At 42.4% G+C, this 21,455-nt stretch carries 17 protein-coding genes; 12 read left to right on the plus strand and 5 right to left on the minus strand.

Annotated features, from left to right (window positions below):
• The first annotated feature begins 4 nt into the window (after positions 1-4).
• The 7 genes from ACYVBM_RS12450 to ACYVBM_RS12480 all read left to right on the plus strand — a co-directional run bounded on the left by ACYVBM_RS12450 (position 5) and on the right by ACYVBM_RS12480 (position 10,241).
• Positions 5-1,570, plus strand: a complete 1,566-nt coding sequence (locus ACYVBM_RS12450) for a RagB/SusD family nutrient uptake outer membrane protein (protein WP_460685989.1) — start codon at positions 5-7, stop codon at positions 1,568-1,570.
• Positions 1,571-1,617: 47 nt separating this feature from the next.
• Positions 1,618-2,454, plus strand: coding sequence for a LamG domain-containing protein (locus ACYVBM_RS12455; RefSeq protein WP_460685990.1), 837 nt, complete (start codon positions 1,618-1,620; stop codon positions 2,452-2,454).
• Between the two features lie 140 nt (positions 2,455-2,594).
• Positions 2,595-3,944, plus strand: coding sequence for a M57 family metalloprotease (locus ACYVBM_RS12460; protein ID WP_460685991.1), 1,350 nt, complete (start codon positions 2,595-2,597; stop codon positions 3,942-3,944).
• A 640-nt stretch (positions 3,945-4,584) separates the two neighbouring features.
• A complete protein-coding gene (locus tag ACYVBM_RS12465; protein WP_460685992.1) occupies positions 4,585-5,595 on the plus strand; it encodes a multiheme c-type cytochrome in 1,011 nt (336 codons plus the stop codon).
• Complete coding sequence (locus tag ACYVBM_RS12470; RefSeq protein WP_460685993.1) at positions 5,592-7,037, plus strand: glycoside hydrolase family 30 protein; 1,446 nt, start codon at positions 5,592-5,594, stop codon at positions 7,035-7,037. The genes ACYVBM_RS12465 and ACYVBM_RS12470 overlap by 4 nt, the downstream gene beginning before the upstream one ends.
• A 28-nt stretch (positions 7,038-7,065) precedes the next feature.
• A complete protein-coding gene (locus ACYVBM_RS12475) occupies positions 7,066-8,535 on the plus strand; it encodes a glycoside hydrolase family 30 protein (RefSeq protein WP_460685994.1) in 1,470 nt (489 codons plus the stop codon).
• A gap of 20 nt (positions 8,536-8,555) precedes the next feature.
• Positions 8,556-10,241 (plus strand): glucoamylase family protein, encoded by a 1,686-nt coding sequence (locus ACYVBM_RS12480; protein ID WP_460685995.1) that lies wholly within the window; start codon positions 8,556-8,558, stop codon positions 10,239-10,241.
• A 3-nt stretch (positions 10,242-10,244) separates the two neighbouring features.
• Here the strand turns inward: ACYVBM_RS12480 and ACYVBM_RS12485 are convergent, their stop codons facing one another.
• Positions 10,245-10,400, minus strand: a complete 156-nt coding sequence (locus ACYVBM_RS12485) for a hypothetical protein (RefSeq protein ID WP_460685996.1) — start codon at positions 10,398-10,400, stop codon at positions 10,245-10,247.
• Positions 10,401-10,540: 140 nt separating this feature from the next.
• The gene (zwf, locus tag ACYVBM_RS12490; protein ID WP_460685997.1) at positions 10,541-12,067 is read right to left on the minus strand and encodes a glucose-6-phosphate dehydrogenase; all 1,527 of its coding nucleotides are present in this window, start codon (positions 12,065-12,067) and stop codon (positions 10,541-10,543) included.
• A gap of 357 nt (positions 12,068-12,424) precedes the next feature.
• Between zwf and guaB the strand changes: the two genes are divergently transcribed.
• Together guaB and ACYVBM_RS12500 are read left to right on the plus strand one after the other, a co-directional pair.
• Positions 12,425-13,921, plus strand: coding sequence for an IMP dehydrogenase (gene guaB, locus ACYVBM_RS12495; protein ID WP_460685998.1), 1,497 nt, complete (start codon positions 12,425-12,427; stop codon positions 13,919-13,921).
• Between the two features lie 420 nt (positions 13,922-14,341).
• The gene (locus ACYVBM_RS12500) at positions 14,342-14,623 is read left to right on the plus strand and encodes an Rdx family protein (protein ID WP_460685999.1); all 282 of its coding nucleotides are present in this window, start codon (positions 14,342-14,344) and stop codon (positions 14,621-14,623) included.
• Positions 14,624-14,915: 292 nt separating this feature from the next.
• Here the strand turns inward: ACYVBM_RS12500 and ACYVBM_RS12505 are convergent, their stop codons facing one another.
• Complete coding sequence (locus ACYVBM_RS12505) at positions 14,916-15,638, minus strand: head GIN domain-containing protein (RefSeq protein WP_460686000.1); 723 nt, start codon at positions 15,636-15,638, stop codon at positions 14,916-14,918.
• A gap of 147 nt (positions 15,639-15,785) precedes the next feature.
• On the opposite strand from ACYVBM_RS12505, the gene guaA reads away from it, so the two are divergent.
• Together guaA and ACYVBM_RS12515 are read left to right on the plus strand one after the other, a co-directional pair.
• On the plus strand, positions 15,786-17,321 hold the full coding sequence (gene guaA, locus ACYVBM_RS12510) for a glutamine-hydrolyzing GMP synthase (RefSeq protein WP_460686001.1): 1,536 nt from the start codon (positions 15,786-15,788) through the stop codon (positions 17,319-17,321).
• A 133-nt stretch (positions 17,322-17,454) separates the two neighbouring features.
• Entirely contained in the window at positions 17,455-18,627 is a 1,173-nt protein-coding gene (locus ACYVBM_RS12515) for an ABC transporter substrate-binding protein (RefSeq protein WP_460686002.1), read from the plus strand.
• On the opposite strand, the gene ACYVBM_RS12520 is transcribed toward ACYVBM_RS12515, so the two are convergent.
• A complete protein-coding gene (locus tag ACYVBM_RS12520; RefSeq protein ID WP_460686003.1) occupies positions 18,624-19,220 on the minus strand; it encodes a hypothetical protein in 597 nt (198 codons plus the stop codon). The two genes, ACYVBM_RS12515 and ACYVBM_RS12520, sit on opposite strands and share 4 nt — an antisense overlap.
• Positions 19,221-19,319: 99 nt before the next feature.
• Here ACYVBM_RS12520 and ACYVBM_RS12525 point away from each other — a divergent pair, with 99 nt between their 5' ends.
• Complete coding sequence (locus ACYVBM_RS12525) at positions 19,320-20,819, plus strand: lipopolysaccharide biosynthesis protein (protein ID WP_460686004.1); 1,500 nt, start codon at positions 19,320-19,322, stop codon at positions 20,817-20,819.
• Between the two features lie 165 nt (positions 20,820-20,984).
• Here ACYVBM_RS12525 and ACYVBM_RS12530 read toward each other — a convergent pair whose 3' ends face one another.
• A complete protein-coding gene (locus ACYVBM_RS12530) occupies positions 20,985-21,455 on the minus strand; it encodes a response regulator (protein ID WP_460686005.1) in 471 nt (156 codons plus the stop codon).

The following is a 21,455-nucleotide window of genomic DNA, read 5'->3' on the forward strand; positions in this document are numbered from 1 at the left end:
AACGATGAGAGCGTATATAAAATATTTTACTTTTTTAGCTTTTGCAATTGCCTTAGTGGGTTGCAAAAAGTTTCTGGACAGAGAACCGCTTACCGCCACATTGCCCGATTTGAAGCAGGGTGCGCTGGAATCGCAATCATATAATATGTACCGGCTGATGAGGACTTATTCCGGGCTTACGGAATTAGTATGGCTGGATTTTCATAGCATCAGGGACGATGATGCCCAAAAAGGAAGTGATGCCGGTGATGGCAGCGAAGTAACGGGAATGTACGACCAGTACCAGTACGCAAAAAGCGGCTGGGCACCGGATACTTACTGGAACGATCACTATACACTTGTTAATGCCGCCAATACTTCATTATACATAGCCCGGCAAAATAATTTAACAGATGCTGCTTCACTGAGAAATGTGGGCGAAGCCTGCTTTTTTATGGCGTATAGTTACTTTGAACTGGTAAAGGCTTATGGAGAGGTACCTATTATTAATTTTCGCGTGGAGAAACCTGCCGATGCGATCAGGCCTAAGTCAACCGTAGCGCAGGTATATGCGTTCATAGACTCAAATCTTCATGCTGCAGAGAGCCTGCTCCCCCGCAATTCAGAAGAGTATGGGGACGGGTTTAACGGAAGATTAACGGTTGGTGCGGCTTATGCTTTGGCTGCCCAAACTTTTTTATTCCGGCAAATGTGGGATTCTGTTATAGACAGGTGCGATAAGGTTATTGCGTTAAACAAATACTCCCTGCCTAAGTTTACCGACATATGGAAAGACGGTTTGGATGGCAAAGGGAAAAACGGGCCTGAATCAATCTTTGAAATGCAGGCTATGGTAGGGGCTAATGCAGCAACCGTAGGAGCAAACGACCAGGGATCTAACTGGGGTGTTTGTCAGAATATCAGGCAGAATGGGGCATCGGATTACTGGGACTTTGGCTGGGGCTGGAATACACCTACCGATAAGCTGGTTGCAGACTGGCCTGCAGACGATCCACGCAAAAGAGCAACTATTCTATATTCAGGGCAATATGATGGCGGAGAAGCAGATGGCGGATACGGGCTTACGTTACCGGCATTTACCAACTATAATGGTTCTGGTGGCTTGGCGCAAAAATACTGGAACAAGAAAGTGTATGGCGATCCGGCGATGCGAACATTTGCCGGATGGGCAAAAGGAAATGTAGGTCGGTGGATCAACCGGCGGATCATAAGGTATGCAGACGTGATTTTGATGAAGGCTGAAGCTGCAAATGAAAAAGGTAACGGGGCTACTGCTGCTGCAATGCTGGAAATGATCAGAAGCCGGGCCAGTGGTTTTCTGGGCCAAAGTAGATCGATTGTGCCATATATTCCATTTAGTAATCAGCTTCAAATGCGCAACGCCATTAAGAGTGAAAGGAGATGGGAATTTGCAATGGAAGGATACCGGTTTTATGACCTGGTAAGGTGGGGCGATGCGGTTGCTGTATTAGGACCGTTTGGCTATTCAAACAGGTGCCGCTACCATCCTATTCCGCAGGCAGCTATTGACCTGGCCGGGGGTGTATTAAAACAAAACCCTGAATGGTAATTATTATTATTATTTATTGGCACGAACACAAATTTAAAATTACTACAATGAAAAGTATAATTGTATATCCTATAATTGCTATAGCATGTCTGCTCTTTTCCGCCTGCCAGAAAATGGAGCGGCCGGTATTGGGAGCATATCCTTCCGACACCCCGGTCACCCCAACAACCGCCTTACGGTTTTATGTACCATTTGATTCTATGAGCACGGAAGCCGGGAATAAGTTAAGCTACCGGTTTGCAGATAGTATATCAATGTTCCCTTCGTTCCCGGTGAGTTCTGATATTAGTTATATAACTGGAGTAAGAGGAACTGCTATTAATAGTGTAAAAGGTGCAAATCTGAACTATGTAAATTCTAATGATTTTGCCAAAAGTACAAGTATCTCTGTTGCATTTTGGCAGAAGCACGATGGTGTGCCCGTTGGTGATGCTCAATTTTTATTTAGCATTCCTTCAACTAACGGTCATTGGTCAAACGCAACAATGTTTTTAATTTTTGATCATACAGGAGCTAATGCTACAACAGATTCTGCAGTTATTAAATTCTTTATTGTTGATTCAAAAGGAGAAAACTGGTTTGAATTAGTTGGGGCTAATAGAATGCCTAAGATTTATGATAACCAATGGCATCATCTTGCTTTTACTTATGATGAAACTACTTCAACAATGACTTTTTATAAGGATGGACAGAAGCATGTTGATTTGGTTTGGAGTGGGCATGGAGCATTATCTTTAGATGCAACTAAGATTACTGGCTTCAAATTAGCGGGAAAAACTACTGACTGGGGTAGTTCTTTTGTTGGTGGAATAGACCAATTCAGACTTTATAATAAGTCTTTGAGCGCAAATGAAGTAAAAGCTCTATATGATGCAAGACTTTAGGCTTTTTTCAAACTGGAAGGATTCTGTAGATAATCATGATATAATCTAAAATGCTAGGTTTTAGACTTTTGCAAAGTATGTGATTCCAAGCTTACTTGTTTTGAAATGGCGGTTTATTATATAATAAAATATTCATCAATATGAAAAACCAATCAATTTTTCGATTTAAGAGGCTGATAAATTATTTGATTTTTGCTGGTTTTCTTTTCTTTTACAGTTGTAATAAGGAGGAAACTTCATCAAATAATATTCTTTTTCAGACCAATGATTATCAGAGGCTTCTAAAGTTGGGTTTTGATACAACACAAATATCGGAAACAGATAGTTTTTATACAGTGGAGGGGGATATTTTAATAAACAAAAACTTATTGAGGCGCACTTCTCCACGCCAAGCGTCAATTAGAGACACAGCATCCATAAGTTTATTAAATCAGCGAGGGATTACTGTATTTATAGACCCTTCTATTCCCAATAACTCATCTCCTGATAATTGGAGACCAGCAATAGCAAATGCTTTACAGAATTTTAATAATATTAATAGCAATTTAAAATTTGCATTAGTATCTACTTTGCCTGCAGATGTTATATTTAGACAAGGATTGTCCACAGAATTTTCAAGCTCAGGAACTATTGCAAAGGCTCTATTTCCCCATAGTGGAATCGTAGGAGGATTAGTTATTGTTAATTTTAATTATTCCAGTTACTCAACCTCTCAAAAAGAGTATATATTAACACACGAAATTGGTCATTTAGTCGGATTGCGCCATACAAACTGGTACGGGAAAGAACCACAGAATGATATAGTGGATGGAGTAAGTGTTGGCGCGTATACTATAGGCGCTTCGCCTTCGGGATCCGATCCTGATCCTAATTCTGTGTTTAATAAATATTATAACAACCAGTCCTGGTCTTCAACATCTGGGTTCAGTTCTTGGGACATATATGCAATACAATATCTATATCCAATAAATAAACCAAATATTGTAGGAAATGCTATTACATGCGGAACAGATTCTTACACTGCATCATATATACCTAATGGTTCAAGTATTATATGGTCTGTAAATTCGTCTGTTTCTACTCTTAGTTGTACAAACTGCAATAGTACAACGTTGACAACCTCAGGGGGGTATACTCCTACTTTAAGTATGATATTGTCCAAAGGAGGTATAAATTTTGATACACTCAACAAGGAAATAGTTAATCCTAATTACCCAGATTATAATGTTCCACTGACAGGTGAAACAGCGTTACAAACAAATACTGTTTATTCTTTCTATGCAAATACAAGCATATACAAAGGAATCAAATCGTTTCCTGCTACTTGGTCATACCCAAGTAATTGGACAAAGATCACAGGAGGAGATGGTACTTATATTGTGTTGCGAACTCCAAATACAAAATCTCCAATTACAGGTAGTATTGTAGCAACACTGCAAACAGATTGTGGAACTACAACGATGGCATCAAAATGGTTTTATTTTCCCTAATTCAATTTTACCTTAATAGCAATTTATTAAGCTTGTTTAAACTTTTCAAAAATGATCGTAAAATGAATGTCTGGCTGTTTCGATAGGTTCAGAATGCCAAAGCCGGTTTGCAAAAATGTATCCTTGATCAGGGTTTACCTGAAAATGGGAAACGCGCGCCAGCATTAAGAGGTTTTGATGGTCGTAAAATGAGCCTTTTCCCGTAAAAACGGCTATTTTGAGGCAACACTGATTTTCAACTAATTGATGGTTAGACCTTAAAAAACAACGAAAAGTGTTTTTTAAGTGGCTGGAGAATTAAAAATTCCCAATATCGGTTCGATGTGTTTTGAAATATGCAATTCTCAACGCCCTCGAATTTTCAGGAAGACCCTGATCAGGTTCAGGACGACATTTTTCTTTTAGAAACAACTTAAATAATAAAAGTTTAAACAAGTTCGTGATAAAAAAAAGAATAAAGGTTGTTGTGGCATCAATTGTGAGTATATTATGTTTTTTAGTACAATGTAACCAGCAGGAATCATCTGGTAAAAAATCCGCCAAAAAGTCGGGGTACATTGGTGCTGAAGTCTGCAAAAAATGTCATAGTAATATTTATAAAGATCATATAGCTTCTGCACATTTTAATACATCTGGCGCAATGAAATTTGATTCCATTAAGAATAACTGGAAGTTATACAACGGTGCTTATAAATTCCCTGATGGGGATTGGGTGGAAAGCCGGTATTCAAATGATGGCGTATATCAGGTCGCACATATAAAGAAGGACAATATAAAGCAAAAAGCTGATATATATTTTGGTTTTGGCAGGCATGCCCAATCTTTTGCGCACTGGTCGGAAAGTATTTTAGTGCAGCTACCGCTTACTTATTTTAACAGCCGGGATAAATGGTATAATAGCCCAGGGTATCCAAACAAGATTTTTTTAAACAGGGTTATTACCTCGCGGTGTTTAGAATGCCATACTTCATATGCTGAAATAACAGCGCAGGAAGGCATGGTTGAAAAATTTAATCCCAATACAATTGTATATGGTATTGACTGTGAAAAATGTCATGGTCCCGGGGCCGATCATATTGCCTGGGCAAACAGCAACAATAAAGAGACGTCGGACCGGCATATCATGAATCTCCGGAGCTTTTCCCGGCAACAAAGTATTGATATGTGCGCCCTGTGCCACTCAGGCGTTATGAGCAGTTTAAAACCTGCCTTTTCATTTAAACCCGGTGATAAGCTGTCTGAGTTTTATGCATACAATTTAGTGGCAACCAGTGTTGAAAGCCTGGACGTTCATGGAAATCAATACGGCTTATTAAGCATGAGCAAGTGCTTTGAGAAAAGCGAGCTCACCTGTTTGTCTTGTCATGATCCGCATAAAAACGAATCACAGAAAAGAAGAACCTTTTCCCAACGATGTATGAGCTGCCATTCCGAAAATGAGCGCTTTTGCAAATTTAAGAAGCAGAACAGGGAAACATTGATTAATAATTGCATAGATTGCCACATGCCGGAGAAGCATTCCGAATCAATTGTATTTCTTGAAGAAAATACCGGGAAAAAAATCACCGCTAAATTGCGTACGCACTTGATTAAAATATATCCTGATAATGCAAAAGAAGTAATTGCATTTATTAAAAACCAGACATTATGAAGAATTTTATCCAGTACCCCATTGTATTATTATATATTCTTTCTATTTCCGCCCAATGCAATAAAGGAAACAGTGGCGGAAACCCTAATCCCCCGTCCAATCCGCCGCCTGTAGCTGCTGATTATCAGGCCGAAGCCTGGATAACTCATGGTAACCAAACCGCATTATTTCAAAAACAGGCATCAGCGCTGGCTTTTTCCAGTGTATCCAATAACTTTCCAATGATAGATGTAGATTCTGCTGATGTTTATCAAACTATTGATGGATTTGGATATACGCTTACAGGAAGCAGTGCGTACCTTATACAAAAAATGGGAGCAGCAGAACGCAGCGATTTGCTGAAAGAGCTGTTTAGCAGCGACGGTATAGGCATCAGCTACCTGCGGGTAAGCGTGGGCGCTTCCGATCTGAGTCCATCTGTATTTACTTATAATGATCTGCCCGCCGGTGAAACAGATACAGAGCTTGCAAAGTTCAGCCTCTCAAAAGATCTGGAAGATGTAGTGCCTTTACTGAAACAGGTGCTGGCCATTAATCCGTCTATAAAAATTTTAGCCACACCCTGGACAGCGCCGGCCTGGATGAAGACCAATGGCAGTTCTGTTGGGGGCAGCCTGAAACCGGAGTATTACGGCGTTTATGCCAAATACTTTGTAAAGTATATCGAAGCCATGAAAGCCAATGGCATTACCATAGATGCTGTTACCATTCAGAATGAGCCCGAACATGGGGGTAATAATCCCAGCATGTTAATGACAGCAACAGAGCAGGCTAATTTTATAAAAACCAGCCTGGGGCCTGCTTTTAAGGCAGCCAGTCTTTCAACCAAAATCATTACCTGGGATCATAATTGCGATAAACCCGGTTATCCGATCGCTATTTTAAATGACGCAGATGCCAGGCAATATATTGACGGGTCTGCCTTTCATTTATATGCAGGAGATATCAGCGCTTTATCTACCGTACATAATGCATATCCCGATAAGAATGTGTATTTTACAGAACAGTGGACTTCTGCTACCGGCGATTTCGGGGGCGACCTGAAATGGCATTTGAAGAACGTTATTATCGGCTCCATGCGCAACTGGAGCAAAGTGGCATTGGAATGGAACCTGGCCAACGACCCATCGTTTGGTCCGCATACAGAAGGCGGGTGCACACAGTGCAAAGGAGCTTTAACCATTAATGGTTCTGCATACACAAAAAATGTAGCGTACTATATCATCGCGCATGCCTCAAAATGGGTTACGCCCGGCTCGCAGCGCATCAGCAGCACCCAGCACTCCATTGTACCGAATGTAGCCTTTAAAAGGCCCGATGGTAAAAAGGTCCTGATCGTTTTAAATGACGGTAATAATTCTTTTAGCTTTAACATCAGGTTTAAAAACACATGGGCTACGGCAACCCTTGCGGCGGGCACTGCAGGAACTTACATCTGGTAAAAAATTATAAACAATAAAATAGGTACGAATGAAAAAAATCCTGGCTTTATTATTTGTAGCAGCAGCTTTTTCCTGTAACCAGGGCGCTACTAATGGAGGTAAAGAAAGCGAAGCAGCCGATAATATATCGTTGAGCAATAAAAAGATCACGGTTTATACAACAGCCGACAGCACGGACTTTCGTTTAAGCACATCTGATACCGCTTCGTTTACAGAAATGGGGCAGCCTTTAGAATCCCAGGTTTGTGTTTTTGTGGATCCGGCCAAAACCTTTCAAACCTTTGTGGGTATAGGGGCAGCACTTACAGATGCGGCTGCTGAAACATTTTATAAGCTGCCGCAAAAATCGCGGGAGGAGTTCCTTACCGCACATTTTGACAGAGAAAAAGGAATAGGATATACCATTGGAAGAACCAATATTAACAGCTGCGACTTTAGCAGCGATACATATACTTATGTAAAAGACGGTGATAAAGAGCTTGCTTCTTTTACTATTGATCATGACAGGAAGTACAAGCTGCCTTTTATTAAGGAGGCGATTAAAGCCGCAGGCGGTACGCTCACTTTATTTGCAAGCCCCTGGAGCCCTCCCGCATGGATGAAAACCAATAATAACATGCTCCAGGGAGGAAAATTAAAGCCGGAGTTTTATGATAGCTGGGCATTATACTACACTAAATTTATTAAAGAGTACGAAAAAGAGCAGGTGCCTGTATGGGGCATTACAGTTCAGAATGAACCAATGGCCACGCAGAAATGGGAGAGCTGTATCTATACTGCAGAAGAAGAGGCCGGCTTTCTAAAGAACCATTTGGGACCTGCTATGCAAAAAGAAGGACTGGGCGATAAAAAAATTATTGTGTGGGACCATAACAGGGATTTGATCTATCAGCGGGCTCAGACTTATATGAAAGATCCTGATGTGGCTAAATACATTTGGGGTATAGGTTTTCACTGGTATGAAGACTGGAGCGGAGGAACGCCCATGTACGAGAACCTGAAACGTGTGCATGAGGCATTCCCTGATAAGAATATCTTCTTTACAGAAGGCTGTGCGGAGAGCTTTAACCCGGCGCGGTATAATGCCTGGGTATTGGGTGAAGAATATGGCCGCTCTATGATCAATGATTTCAATAATGGGATGGTAGGGTTTACCGACTGGAATATTTTGCTGGATGAAACAGGCGGCCCCAACCATGTTCAGAACTTCTGCTTTGCTCCCGTACATGCCGATACCAGAACCGGTAAGCTGATTTACACCAATGCCTATTATTACATTGGTCATTTTTCAAAATTTATTAAGCCCGGTGCAAAGAGAATAATAGCTTCAGCTACCCGAAGCCAGCTGTTAACAACTGCATTCAGAAATGAAGATGGCAAGCTTGTTGTGATAGTAATGAACCAGGGTAGCATTCATACACCCTACTTTTTATGGATAGATGGTAAAGCGGCCGCATTAACAGCTTTACCTCATTCTATTCAGACAGTTGTGATCTGAAGTTTGTAAATATTTTAAAAGTGAGCCGTTACCCATTTACTTTTCTTGTTATTTTCCTGTTGGCCTGTGGAAAAAATGATCCGGCTAACGGCGGAAAAGAGCCTCCTGTTATACCTGCGCCATTGACACTCACTCTGGCAACGATCAACGGGCTGCCGGTTACTGCCCCTGTTTACAATATAGGCGCACAGCCGGCTATAACGCTGCATTTTTCCGGAGTATTAGATAGAAGTACTGTAGGAAGCGCAATAACCATGAGCAACACTGCAGGGTCTGCTGTTCCTTTGGCAGTATCCTATGAAAGCAATGATAGTGCTGCTGTTGTTAAACCCATTAGCTCTTTGGCAAACCTGGCAGGCTATACACTTCATATTGCGGCCTCTTTAAAATCAAAGCAAGGAGGTGGGTTAAGCTCAGGCAGCCAGGTTGTTTTTGCAACAGCCATCGACTCTTCCCGGAAATTTCCTGCGCTCAGTGATGAAGCATTGCTCGATACCGTTCAAAAAAGAACCTTCAGGTATTTCTGGGATTTTGCGCATCCCGTATCCGGCCTCGCGCGTGAAGGCTCAAAACATGATCCGAAAATTGTTACCAGTGGTGGTAGTGGCTTTGGAGTTATGGCTTTGCTGGTAGCAGCATATCGTGGTTTTAAAACAAAAGCAGAAGTGCTGGACCGTTTACAAACCATCGTATCTTTTTTAAAGAATACGGCACAAACCTTTCATGGAGCTTACCCGCATTGGTTAGATGGAGGGTCAGGAACTGTTATTCCCTTTAGTACCAATGATAACGGGGCCGACCTGGTAGAAACTTCTTTTTTAATACAGGGGCTGCTGTGTGTGCGTCAGTACTTTAACAGTACTGACGCAGACGAGGCCAGGCTGCGGGATGATATTAATACAATAATCGACCGGGTAGAGTGGAACTGGTTCCGGCAAAACAACCAGGATGTACTATACTGGCACTGGAGCCCCGATAAGGCCTGGGCTTCGAATTTAAAAATTCAGGGATGGAATGAATGCCTGATCACTTACGTGCTAGCTGCTTCCTCAAAAAATAATTCTATTCCTCCATCGGTCTATAATAACGGCTGGGCCCGGAATGGCGCCATGAAAAATGATAAAACATTTTATAACTACACATTGCCGCTGGGGCAGGATTATGGTGGCCCCTTGTTTTTCTCGCATTATTCCTTCCTGGGCCTTAATCCGAAAGGATTGAGCGATGCGTATGCAAATTACGAAACACAAACCCGGAACCATACACTCATCAATTATCATTTCTGCAAAGCAAATCCTAACAATTATTTCGGTTACAGCGATTCGGTCTGGGGATTAACAGCAAGCAATACAAAGAATGGCTATACAGCAAGTGCACCCGCTAACGACCGGGGTTTTATAGCCCCTACTGCAGCTATATCCTCGCTGCCCTATACACCCGGCGAATCTATGGCAGCATTAAACTTCTATTATTATGTTTTGGGCGATAAATTATTTAAAGAGTACGGCTTTGTAGATGCATTTAGCCTGGATGTAATAAAAAATAACGGGGCATGGTTCGATGATGCGTTTTTAGCAATAGACCAGGGCCCTATAATTGTGATGATTGAAAACCATCGCTCCAGGCTTTTGTGGAATTTATTTATGAGCTGTCCGGAGGTGAAAAACGGGCTGATGAAGCTGGGGTTTAGCGGACCGGAGTTGTGATCTTTACTGTTTAGGAACATCTAAAGAAACCGCTTCGTCAAAAGGATGAAAATATCTTATATAACCACACAACTTAGCAAAGGCTTCCCCGTTATTCAGCTCTTTACGTGATTGTGCACTGGCTAATAAGCGGCTTAAAATAAAAACAGCGTATCTCATTAGCGTCCGTTTGATCTATCCTAAAAGGTATTGGTATAAAATGCAGGAAGTTGTTAAAAATCCCTTCCGGCTGCTGTTACCCCCGGCAGATCCTGATGCCTGTAAGAGACCATAAAATCCATGGTCAATCGCTGGCCGCCTCAATATTCCCTTTTGTTCGGAGGCAGTGTGATCCAGTTCCTGCCGTCCCGGGCAATCAGCGCTTCAGCGTCTTCAGGTCCCCAGCTACCCGGCGCATAATTGGGAAAATCAACTGGCGGACGTTTTTCCCAGGCGTCAAGAATAGGCTCTATAACCTTCCAGGCAATCTCTACCTGGTCGCTACGCATATATTGTGTAGGGTTGCCCATCATGGCATCCAGCAATAAGGTTTCATAAGAATCGGGCTGCGGTTCATGAAAGGTATCCTGGTAGCTGAACACCATGTTCACCGGGCTGAGCGACATGGTTTGCCCGGGCCTTTTTGCCTGAAAACGAAGCCGGATGTCCATTTCGGGCTGAATGCTGATAGTAAGCCGGTTCGACCGCCATGTTTCCGAAGCTTCGGGCGGGAAGGCGTATTTAGGCCCCTCTTTAAACTGTATGGTGATAAGGGTGGTCTTTTCCTTTAAAAATTTCCCGGTGCGTACATAAAACGGAACGCCATGCCAGCGCCAGTTATCTACATAAAACTTAACGGCAGCAAAAGTCTCTATCCCCGAGTTCGGGTCAACCCCTTTTTCTTCGCGGTACGCTTTTTCTTCCTTTCCCTGCATCCAGCCCTGCGAATATTGTCCGCGAACTGCATATTTCTGCACATCCTCCTTTTTTATTTTGCGGATAGCATTTAGTACATCTGATTTTTTATTGCGTATTTCATCTGCATCAAACGATACGGGTGCTTCCATGGCTACCATACAAAGCAATTGCAAAATGTGGTTCTGCACCATATCGCGTAAAGCGCCGGAACGTTCATAATAGCCGCCGCGTCCTTCCACACCTACGGTTTCCGAGGCAGTGATCTGAACATGATCAATATAATTGCTGTTCCAAAGCGGCTCAAACAAGGCATTGGCAAAGCGCAGCGCCAGGATATTTTGTACAGTATCTTTACCCAGGTAGTGGTCTATCCGGTATATCTGGCATTCATCATACATGTTGGTTAGCAGCTTATTCAGCTCCTGTGCGCTTTTAAGATCGTGGCCAAAAGGCTTTTCTACCACGATGCGCATTTTATCCCTCGCTATATTCAGTTCAAGCCCATGAAGGTTCGTAGTAATTTCAGGAACCAGCTGTGGAGCCACTGCCAGGTAAAAGATAACATCGGCTTTTACATTCCATTCTGCTTCGTATTCTTCTATGATCTTTTTTATAGGCTGATAGGATTCGGGTTTATCCACATCCATTCTTAAATAAGAAATATGATCAGAAAAATCGTCCCAAACTCCATTGGTATTGTCCTTCCTGCGGGAGAATTCTACAATGCCTTCATGCAGGTGCTCCCTGAATTTTTCATTGCTGTAATCTGTACGGCCGGTACCGATAATGGCAAATTTATCAGGCATGAGCCCGTCTATAGACAGGTTAAATAATGCAGGCGTAAGCTTACGATGGTTTAAATCGCCGCTGCCGCCAAATATAAAAAGTATGGTTTCATTAGGTCTTCTGTTATCTGATTCTGTCTGCATGTTTTATTTTTCTGGAGATAAGCTATTGATTTTTTTGCCAGGCAAATGTAGGCCAGATGTTTTAAAATATAAAGTATGTATGAAAGATAGACAAAATACAGATAAAAGGAACCAGATTACTTATCCTAATACTATTATTTATTAAATTAACCTGAATGATCTGGATGATGAAGTTATTTTTTAACATTCAATATATAATGACCGTAGATACTCTCTGCATAGAGTCTGATTTGCTAATGACCAAGGAGGTCCGGCGCCTCCTGCATCTTGCTTTCATAAATCACAAAATGTTCGCCGGTATGATAATCATTATTCATTTTCCATCCGCTGTTTATTCTCATTCCCTTAATTTTGCACATGGCAACAAGAAATATTCCTGCAGCAACTGCAAATCCCCCTAAAATTTCATTAGAAGGTTTAACATTTGATGATGTACTGTTAGTACCGGCATACAGTGAGGTGCTACCGAGAGACGTGGATATCCGCACCAGGCTCACCAAAGATATCAGCTTAAATACTCCTATTTTGTCCGCAGCAATGGATACGGTAACCGAGGCAGCGCTGGCTATAGCCATTGCACGCGAAGGCGGCCTGGGTATTTTACACAAGAACATGAGCATTGAGCAACAGGCGGCCCATGTACGTAAGGTAAAGAGAAGCGAAAGCGGGCTGATACTGGATCCTCTTACGCTTTTAGAAGATGAAACCATTGGAGATGCGCTGAGACTGATGAAGGAAAATAAAATCGGTGGTATTCCTATTATTGATGCCAGCCATAAGCTGAAAGGCATCCTTACCAACCGCGACCTGCGTTTTGAACACGACCCTAGCCGAAAAGTGAAGGAAGTGATGACCAGCGAAAACCTGGTGACAGCGCCTGCAGGAACCGACCTCAAGAAGGCAGAAACCATTCTGCGCAGACATAAAATCGAGAAATTGCCTGTTGTAGACAGGCAGGGCAAGCTGGTGGGCCTGATTACCTACCGCGACATTTTACAGGTAACCAGTTTCCCCAATGCCATAAAAGATTCATTCGGCCGGTTGCTGGTGGGTGCCGGTATCGGTATTACCGCCGATGTGCTGGATCGCATCAGTGCGCTGACCGCTGTAGGCGTTGACCTGGTGGTATTAGACAGCGCGCACGGCCATACCAGAGGCGTGATAGATGCCCTTAAAAAAGTAAAAAAGAATTTTAAAAAACTGAACGTGATAGCTGGTAATGTAGGTACGGCAGCCGGTGCACTGGCTTTGGCCGATGCGGGCGCCGATGCGGTTAAGGTAGGTATCGGGCCGGGCTCTATCTGTACTACCCGTATTGTTGCCGGTGCAGGAATGCCACAGCTTTCGGCCATTATGGAAGCTTCGAAAAGCCTTTCTAAAAAAGGGATTCCGCTCATCGCAGATGGTGGCATCCGTTATACAGGTGATATGGTAAAAGCTTTGGCTGCCGGCGCCGATTGTGTAATGATGGGCAGTGTGTTTGCCGGAACCGAAGAAAGTCCCGGAGAGACCATTATTTTTGAAGGCCGTAAATTTAAGGCATACCGGGGAATGGGCTCCTTGGGCGCTATGGCCACCGGCAGCAGCGATCGTTATTTCCAGGACCCAGAAGATGATGTAAAGAAATTTGTGCCCGAAGGAATTGAAGGCCGTGTAGCCTACAAAGGTTCTTTAAAAGAGGTCATTTACCAATATGTTGGGGGCTTACGTGCCGGTATGGGCTATTGCGGCGCTAAAAACATCGCAGCGCTGAAAAAAGCACAGTTCGTTCGTATTACCAATGCCGGTATGAACGAAAGCCATCCGCACGATGTAATTGTAACAAGAGAAGCGCCCAATTATAGCAGGAAGTAAGCCGAAGGCATAAGGCCTGAGACTTGAGGCGTAAGAACTTTTATCTTTTTGCTTCCAGCCTTCTGCTTTTAGCCTTTAGCTTTCATCTCGTACATCGTACACCTTATCTCGTACATTTTACGTTATGCTAGATACTGGATACTGGTCTCTGGTTGCTATCTAACGTCCAGGTACTAATATCTAATGTCTTCAATTTTAAATCCAATCAAATAGGTGATATAGAAATTATATACTCATAGATAATATGTCCCTGAACCTGATGATCGATACATAGAACAAACTAGAAACCTGGGAACCGTGTACGATATCCGATGTACGGTATACAAGTAACCAGTATCTCGTATCCAGCAACCAGCAACCAGCAACCAACAAACCTTTAAACCTTAAAACCTTAAACTTTTCAACTCTGTCAACCTTACCATGAAGCCCGTGATCACCATAGAATACTGTCCCAGATGCAACTGGATGCTGCGCGCCGCTTATATGGCGCAGGAGTTCTTATCTACTTTTTCCGATCAGGTGGAAGCTGTTTCCCTGAAGCCCGGCGCTGTAAGTGGTGTTTACAGGATCTCGGTCAATGATACCGTTATTTTCGACCGCAAAGAGAACGGGGGCTTTATAGAAATCAAGGAGCTGAAACAAAGGATAAGAGATACAATAGATCCTGGAATGAGCCTCGGCCATGCTGACAGGAAGGAGTGATCAGCCGATGGTCGATAGTCCATGGTTCATAGGTGCTGGTTACAGGTTACTAGATACTGGTTACTGGTCACTGATGTACAAAAATTTAAAACCTAATCAAACACGCAGTATAGAAATTCTATACGCATAGCAACTATCTGTCCTGATCCGAAACCCGTATCCAGTTACCAGAAACCAGAAACAGATATACAAGTAACCAGTATCTCGTATCCAGTAACCAGTATCCAGCAACCAGTATCCAACAAACCTTTAAACTTTTCAACCCTGTCAACCGTCCTCTGTCCTCTTCTCCCTAATCCCCCTTGCTCACGCTGCCTGCTCCACTGGCTTCAGATGTTACCTGAGGGTTGCCTTTATATTTTACCGTGCTGGCACCATTAGCTTTGGCTTTTAGAGTTATGCTGCTGAATACCCGAACCGTACTGGCACCCGAAGCTTCTGCATCTGCCTTTTCCGACATCAGGTTAAAGGCATTAATGGTTGAGGCTCCTGAAGCATCTGCCTTTACCTCACGGCTTTCTCCCTCAACAGTAAGCGTGCTTGCCCCGCTAACATCCAGTTCTACTACAGGGGCCTTTACCGAAACATTTGCACTGGAAGCACCCGAAAGGTCAAATGTAAGTTTCCTGTCTTGTACAAATTTACCCTTGGTTTGCAGCTGTGCTGCGCCAGAAATATGTACTTTATCGAGCCAGGGAGCCGTAATGTATACTTTTACCTCGCCTGTGGCATCCAGGTTAACATTATTGGTTACGTCTGCCTCCAGTTTTTTGCCATCATGTATATTCACATCCAGGTATTTAAACAGGTTTTCATCGGTTTCTATTTTTACACCGTAATCTGCTCCCTGCTGAATGTAAACATCCATATTATCCCCAATATCTATTTGCGCAAAATCTTTCAGATTATATGTTCTGGAAATAACATTTCCATTGCCTTTAACCCGCTTTTGGTCGATAATGTTACAGGAGCTTAAAGCTACTGCTGCAATCAAAAAAACACTTAAATATTTCATATCCTAATTTTTTATCTTTTATGAATAAATGAATACCCCTGCAAAACCGGAAAACAGCAGGTTGAAAGTAATTACTAAAAAATAACTTTCTGACTCCCGTTTTTCTGACTTCCTGACTAACTCCAATTGTATTACCTTCGCCGCATTATGACGGAAAGAATACTAATTCTCGATTTTGGCTCACAATACACCCAGCTAATTGCCCGTGCGGTAAGAGAAGCCAATGTTTACTGCGAAATTATACCTTATTCAAAATCCTTCGAAATTGATAGCAATTTAAAAGGAATTATTCTTTCCGGCTCACCATTTTCGGTAAACGACCCGAATGCTCCTGTTATTGACATAAAAGTTTTAGTAAAAAAACTGCCGGTGCTGGGTATTTGCTACGGCGCCCAGCTTACGGCAAAAACCTATGGCGGCCGTGTAGAAAAAAGCAGCAAGAGAGAATATGGCCGGGCGTCTATGCTGGTAAAAGATGAAGCAGAGGTCTTAATGCAGGGCGTAAGCCCCAAAAGCCAGGTATGGATGAGCCATGGCGACAGCATCCTGGAATTACCGGAAGGATTTGAAGTACTGGCTACAACCGACAGTATCCCCGTAGCTGCTTTCAGCAATAAAAACGATGGAAACCCCCTATATGGATTACAGTTTCACCCCGAAGTGTATCATAGTACAGAAGGAAAACATATCCTGAAAAATTTTTTGGTAAACATTTGTGGCTGCAGCCAGAACTGGACACCGGCACACTTTATTACCGACACCGTAAGCGCTTTAAAAGAGCAGATCGGCGATCGCCATGTAATTATGGCCCTGAGCGGTGGGGTAGATAGCACCGTTGCCGCCACATTGATACATAAAGCGATCGGCGACAGGCTGTATGGTATTTTTGTAGATAACGGTGTATTGCGCAAAAATGAGTTTGATGAGGTGCTGGAGATTTATAACCAGCTGGGCCTGAACGTAAAAGGGGTTGATGCCAGCCAGGTTTTTTATAAAGAGCTGAAAAATAACCCCGAACCTGAGGCCAAACGTAAAATAATCGGTCGCCTGTTTATCGAAACGTTCCAGCAGGAAGCCCGGCTGTTAAAAGATATTCAGTTGTTAGGCCAGGGAACTATTTATCCCGATGTAATTGAGAGTGTGTCGGTACATGGTCCTTCGGTTACCATCAAATCGCACCATAATGTGGGAGGGCTGCCGGCTACTATGAAAATGGAACTCGTGGAGCCGCTTCGCTATTTATTTAAAGATGAAGTGCGGAAAGTAGGGCGCGAGCTGGGCATTCCCTCTAACCTGATCGACAGGCATCCTTTCCCTGGTCCGGGCCTGGCCATCAGGATCCTGGGAGAAGTGACAGAAGAAAAAGTAAAATTGCTTCAGGAAGCCGACCATATTTATACCAACGCTTTAAAAGAAACCGGGCTTTATGCAACGGTTTGGCAGGCCGGAACGATCTTATTACCGGTAAAAAGTGTGGGAGTAATGGGCGATGAACGTACATACGAATTTACCGTTGCCCTGCGTGCTGTAACCAGTGTAGATGGTATGACGGCTGACTGGGCGCATCTTCCTTACGACTTCCTGGCTGATGTGAGCAATGAAATTATTAATAATGTAAGGGGTATTAACCGGGTAGTGTACGATATCAGCAGTAAACCCCCGGCTACTATTGAATGGGAATAGTGGGTAGTGAATGGCGAATAGTGCAGGATGGTATAACGTGTAGCTATGAACTATCAGTTATCAAGCAGTTAGGAACAATATTTGCTGAGAGTAGTCCATTGTCAGCCCCCACCGTTGACTTAAAATGCCTGTAATGATGAGACCGCTTTGTTTATTATTTGCTTTTTGTTTAGGTTTTTCCTATTTTGTATATGCCCAGGGCACCCTTTCAGGGAGCAGGAGTAAAATGGCTATTTTTACCCCGCTCTATATTGATAAGGCTTTTGATAATGCAGGTACGTACCAGTATTCTGGGAAAAACTTTCCCAGGCAATCCATCAGCGGTTTGGAATTTTATCACGGGGCTGCGCTTGCTATTGATTCTCTGAATAAGCTGGGCCTCTTCCTGGATGTATATATATACGATTCGAAATCGGAGAGGGAAACGCTGGAACAGCAGTTCAGCAAATGCGCGGCCGATGGGGTGACACTGGTTATTGCCAATTGTTCTCTGGCTGAACTGACCTTAATGGCCAGGCTGGGTGCCGATAAAAAGATCACGGTAATCAATGCTACCGTTCCTAATGATGCCAATACGACTGCTAATCCTTATTTTGTGGTTATAAATCCGACTATTCAAACCCAGTTAGAAGGACTGTATAACTATATGAAAGCCCATTATACAGGCCGGGAGGTTACGGTTATTACCCGCAAACAGACATCTGAAAAATACATCCGGTCTGTAATTGAAACGCTCAATAAACATTATAAAGATTCAGTAAAAATTGTATTCAGGGAAGTGAACGATGAAATAGCATTAAATGCTTTAGGCACCACCACACAGCCTTCCCAAACAGGTTTATACCTGGTAGGATCCCTTGACACGGAATTTGGAAGCAAAGTGCTGAAGCAGTTTGCAACAAGCAGTAAAAACTACGCATCTCTAACCGTAATAGGTATGCCTACCTGGGAAAATATAAACCTTACCAAACCCGAGTATAAAGGCGTTGAGATTATTTACAGTACCCCTTTTTACTATCCTCAATCAGACGCTGCAGGCCGGAGTTTAACCAGTTATTACAGTAAAAAAATGTATGCCCGTCCCAGCGATTTGGTATTCAGGGCCTACGGTCTTACGTACCGGTTTGGTAATCTGCTGAACAAATATGGAAAAGATATCAATAAAAAACTGGGCGAATCTGAATACCGTACTTTTTTTGATCTGGATATTAAGCCTGATTACCAGAACGGTACCATAAGCCATTACGAGAATAAAAAATTATATTACCTCAGCTATCTGAACGGTGCTTTAAAGACTGTGAACTAATTGATTTTTGCTTTCAGGTCATCCAGCATCATTTTCTGGGAATCAATTATTTTTTGCCGTACATCCTGCTTCGCTTTATTGACAGCCAGCTTTTCTTCCAGCTCTTTTTGCTCTTTCTGAAGGCTGGCCAAGGCCTCTTCTTCTTCTACCAGCAGCGCTTCCTGCTTTCTGATATGTGTTATATTGTGGCTTCGTTTTACATCAGCAACCATATTTTCCAAAAAAGATTTGCCCCGGCTGCCCAGCTGTTCGGCGCCTTCAATATCTCCTGCTCCGTGCATTACCATATAAACAGTAGTTTTCTCCTTTGTTGTGGGGTCTATCTTAAAGTAATAATCCAGCTTGCTTTTACTTATTTCAGGGATCACAGCGTTAGCATAAAGCCGGAAATCTTTATTTAAGCTTCCTGTGAGCTGGTTATCAGTAAATTTTGCAACAAAAGCATTCTCTACAATTGTCTGCGGATAATCATATACCATCACTAATGCAGGCTCTTCGGTTTTGCCGTTCTTTACCTTTCCTTCAAAAGCCTGTGCCGAGGCATTCATTGTAATAATTCCCAGTCCTGCAAAAATTGCCAGTTTTTTAAACATAAAAACGTATTAAGTTAGATGAATTGATCAGGCACAAAGTTATATTAACTCAGTGTTTTATTTTAAGTCCTTTAAATTTGCACGAATAATTTTTTATCATTGAGCGGAATTAAGAAACTGGCAGGACAAACTATGTGGTATGGCGTAAGCTCTATAGCCGCAAGATTTATTAATTATCTGCTTACGCCTTATTTAATTTTAATGTTAGGTAAGGTTTGGTACGGTGAGCAATCGATGATCTATTCTTACATACCGTTCATGAATGTAATATTTACCTATGGAATGGAGACCGCCTTTTTCCGGTATACACAGATAACGGATAAAAAAGCGGTTTTTAACACGGCCAGTCTCTCGCTACTTTCTTCTTCTTTCATGCTTAGTATATTGCTGGTAGGTTTTCATGTGCCATTATCAAAACTTTTAATGGTAGAGCGCCATCCCGAATATATTTTACTGGCGTCTGCTATCATATTTTTTGATGCATTAAGCACCATTCCTTTTGCAAAGCTCCGTCTTGACGGGAAGCCCCGCAAATTTGCTTTTATAAAAGTTTTTGGCATTTTACTGAACATGGGATGCCTGTATTTCTTCCTGAGCGTTTGTCCCGGGATAGCCAAAAGTAATCCTAAAGGACTTATTGCTTTTTTGTATAATAAAGACTGGCTGGTAGGATATGTTTTTGTTGCCAATCTTATTCAAAGCGTTGTAACCTTGCTTCTTTTATCAAAAGAGTTCCTGGGATTTAGTTTTAAGTTTGATAAAGCGCTCTGGCGGCAATTGATACTCTATGGTATGCCTATCATGATCGCAGGTTTTGCAGGCATGATCAATGAAACCTTTGATCGTATCATGCTGGGCTGGTGGGCGCCTGTTACTTCTGAAAATGCAGCAAAGGCAGAAGTAGGGATATATTCTGCCTGTTATAAGCTTTCATTATTGATAAGCCTCTCTGTTCAGGCATTTAGAATGGGCGCGGAGCCTTTTTTCTTTAAGCAATCCACTACCGAAAATGCTCCCCGGACTTATGCCCGTGTCATGAAGTTTTTTGTAATTACCCTATGCCTCATGTTTTTGTTTGTAATGCTCTATCTGGATGTGTGGAAATACTTTATAACCGATCACACAATGTGGGTGGGGCTCAGGATTGTACCGGTACTTTTGCTGGCTAACATGTTTCTGGGCATTTACTACAATCTCAGCATCTGGTACAAGCTGGGTAATAAAACCATTGCCGGGGCCTACATTACATTAATAGGTGCTGCGGTTACCTTACTGATCAATTACATCTTTATTCCGCATTACAGCTATGTAGCCTGTGCCTGGGCCACATTTGCCTGTTATGGTATAATGATGGTGGTATCTTATATATGGGGGCAGAAAAATTACCGCATTCCTTATGCTAAAAATAAGCTGCTGGCCTATATTATTATGGCGGTAGTTTTTTATGCAGTACATTATTATACCAAAGCACACTTCCCTGTGAGCTGGGTCAATTATGGCCTGGCCACGGTATTATTCTTACTATATTTTCTGTTTATTCTTAGGATTGAAAAGAAAGAGTTTGCACAGATGCCTGTTATAAGAAGATGGCTGCGATAAAAGCTGCTGTTTAGATGTCCGTCTTTTAAGCTTGATACGCTTATACAATGCTGCTAACACCGGCATTCGACAAAACGGATTTTTATTTATGAATTATCGGAGTAAGCTATCTGAATTCTGCATCAAAGGCTGAGATGCGCTGGGTAAAGAGGAGGCTTTTTAATGTTATGAAAGCAGGTTTTGCCGTAACAAAAACTCCATTTGCTCATTGGTTATCATTAGTTTTTCGGTTAGTTCTTCTTTATTCCTGCTGCTTGCATACAGCTTTAAAGCATCTTCAATAGTTGCCCGAAGCTCTTCTTCGGACCAGGGCTTTTGAACATACTTGTATACCGATCCTTTATTAATAGCGTCAATTACCGCATTAATATCTGTGTAACCGGTTAATAAAACCCGGGGTACCTGGGGATGGTCTTTAATAATAGATTCAAGAAATTCTATCCCCGTCATTTCAGGCATCCGCTGGTCTGTAATGATAAGATGAATGTCGTTTTCTTTCAATATTTGGCGGCCTTCTTCAGCCGAGTTGGCGGTAAAAATATTATACGATCTGCGGAAAACTGCCCTGAACGAGTTCAGGTTATGTACTTCGTCATCGACGTATAAAATATTTTTATAAATATTTTCCTCAGTCAT

Source organism: Niabella aquatica (genome assembly GCF_054779315.1).

What these genes read in the sequence shown, in the direction of transcription:
- ACYVBM_RS12460 (WP_460685991.1), top strand. Translation starts at nt 2,595, where the DNA reads ATGAAAAACCAATCAATTTTTCGATTTAAGAGGCTGATAAATTATTTG.
- ACYVBM_RS12520 (WP_460686003.1), bottom strand. Translation starts at nt 19,220, where the DNA reads ATGTTTAAAAAACTGGCAATTTTTGCAGGACTGGGAATTATTACAATG.
- ACYVBM_RS12475 (WP_460685994.1), top strand. Translation starts at nt 7,066, where the DNA reads ATGAAAAAAATCCTGGCTTTATTATTTGTAGCAGCAGCTTTTTCCTGT.
- zwf (WP_460685997.1), bottom strand. Translation starts at nt 12,067, where the DNA reads ATGCAGACAGAATCAGATAACAGAAGACCTAATGAAACCATACTTTTT.
- ACYVBM_RS12470 (WP_460685993.1), top strand. Translation starts at nt 5,592, where the DNA reads ATGAAGAATTTTATCCAGTACCCCATTGTATTATTATATATTCTTTCT.
- guaB (WP_460685998.1), top strand. Translation starts at nt 12,425, where the DNA reads ATGGCAACAAGAAATATTCCTGCAGCAACTGCAAATCCCCCTAAAATT.
- ACYVBM_RS12455 (WP_460685990.1), top strand. Translation starts at nt 1,618, where the DNA reads ATGAAAAGTATAATTGTATATCCTATAATTGCTATAGCATGTCTGCTC.
- ACYVBM_RS12515 (WP_460686002.1), top strand. Translation starts at nt 17,455, where the DNA reads ATGATGAGACCGCTTTGTTTATTATTTGCTTTTTGTTTAGGTTTTTCC.
- ACYVBM_RS12530 (WP_460686005.1), bottom strand. Translation starts at nt 21,455, where the DNA reads ATGACTGAGGAAAATATTTATAAAAATATTTTATACGTCGATGACGAA.
- ACYVBM_RS12505 (WP_460686000.1), bottom strand. Translation starts at nt 15,638, where the DNA reads ATGAAATATTTAAGTGTTTTTTTGATTGCAGCAGTAGCTTTAAGCTCC.
- ACYVBM_RS12450 (WP_460685989.1), top strand. Translation starts at nt 5, where the DNA reads ATGAGAGCGTATATAAAATATTTTACTTTTTTAGCTTTTGCAATTGCC.
- ACYVBM_RS12500 (WP_460685999.1), top strand. Translation starts at nt 14,342, where the DNA reads ATGAAGCCCGTGATCACCATAGAATACTGTCCCAGATGCAACTGGATG.
- ACYVBM_RS12465 (WP_460685992.1), top strand. Translation starts at nt 4,585, where the DNA reads ATGAAATTTGATTCCATTAAGAATAACTGGAAGTTATACAACGGTGCT.
- guaA (WP_460686001.1), top strand. Translation starts at nt 15,786, where the DNA reads ATGACGGAAAGAATACTAATTCTCGATTTTGGCTCACAATACACCCAG.
- ACYVBM_RS12485 (WP_460685996.1), bottom strand. Translation starts at nt 10,400, where the DNA reads ATGAGATACGCTGTTTTTATTTTAAGCCGCTTATTAGCCAGTGCACAA.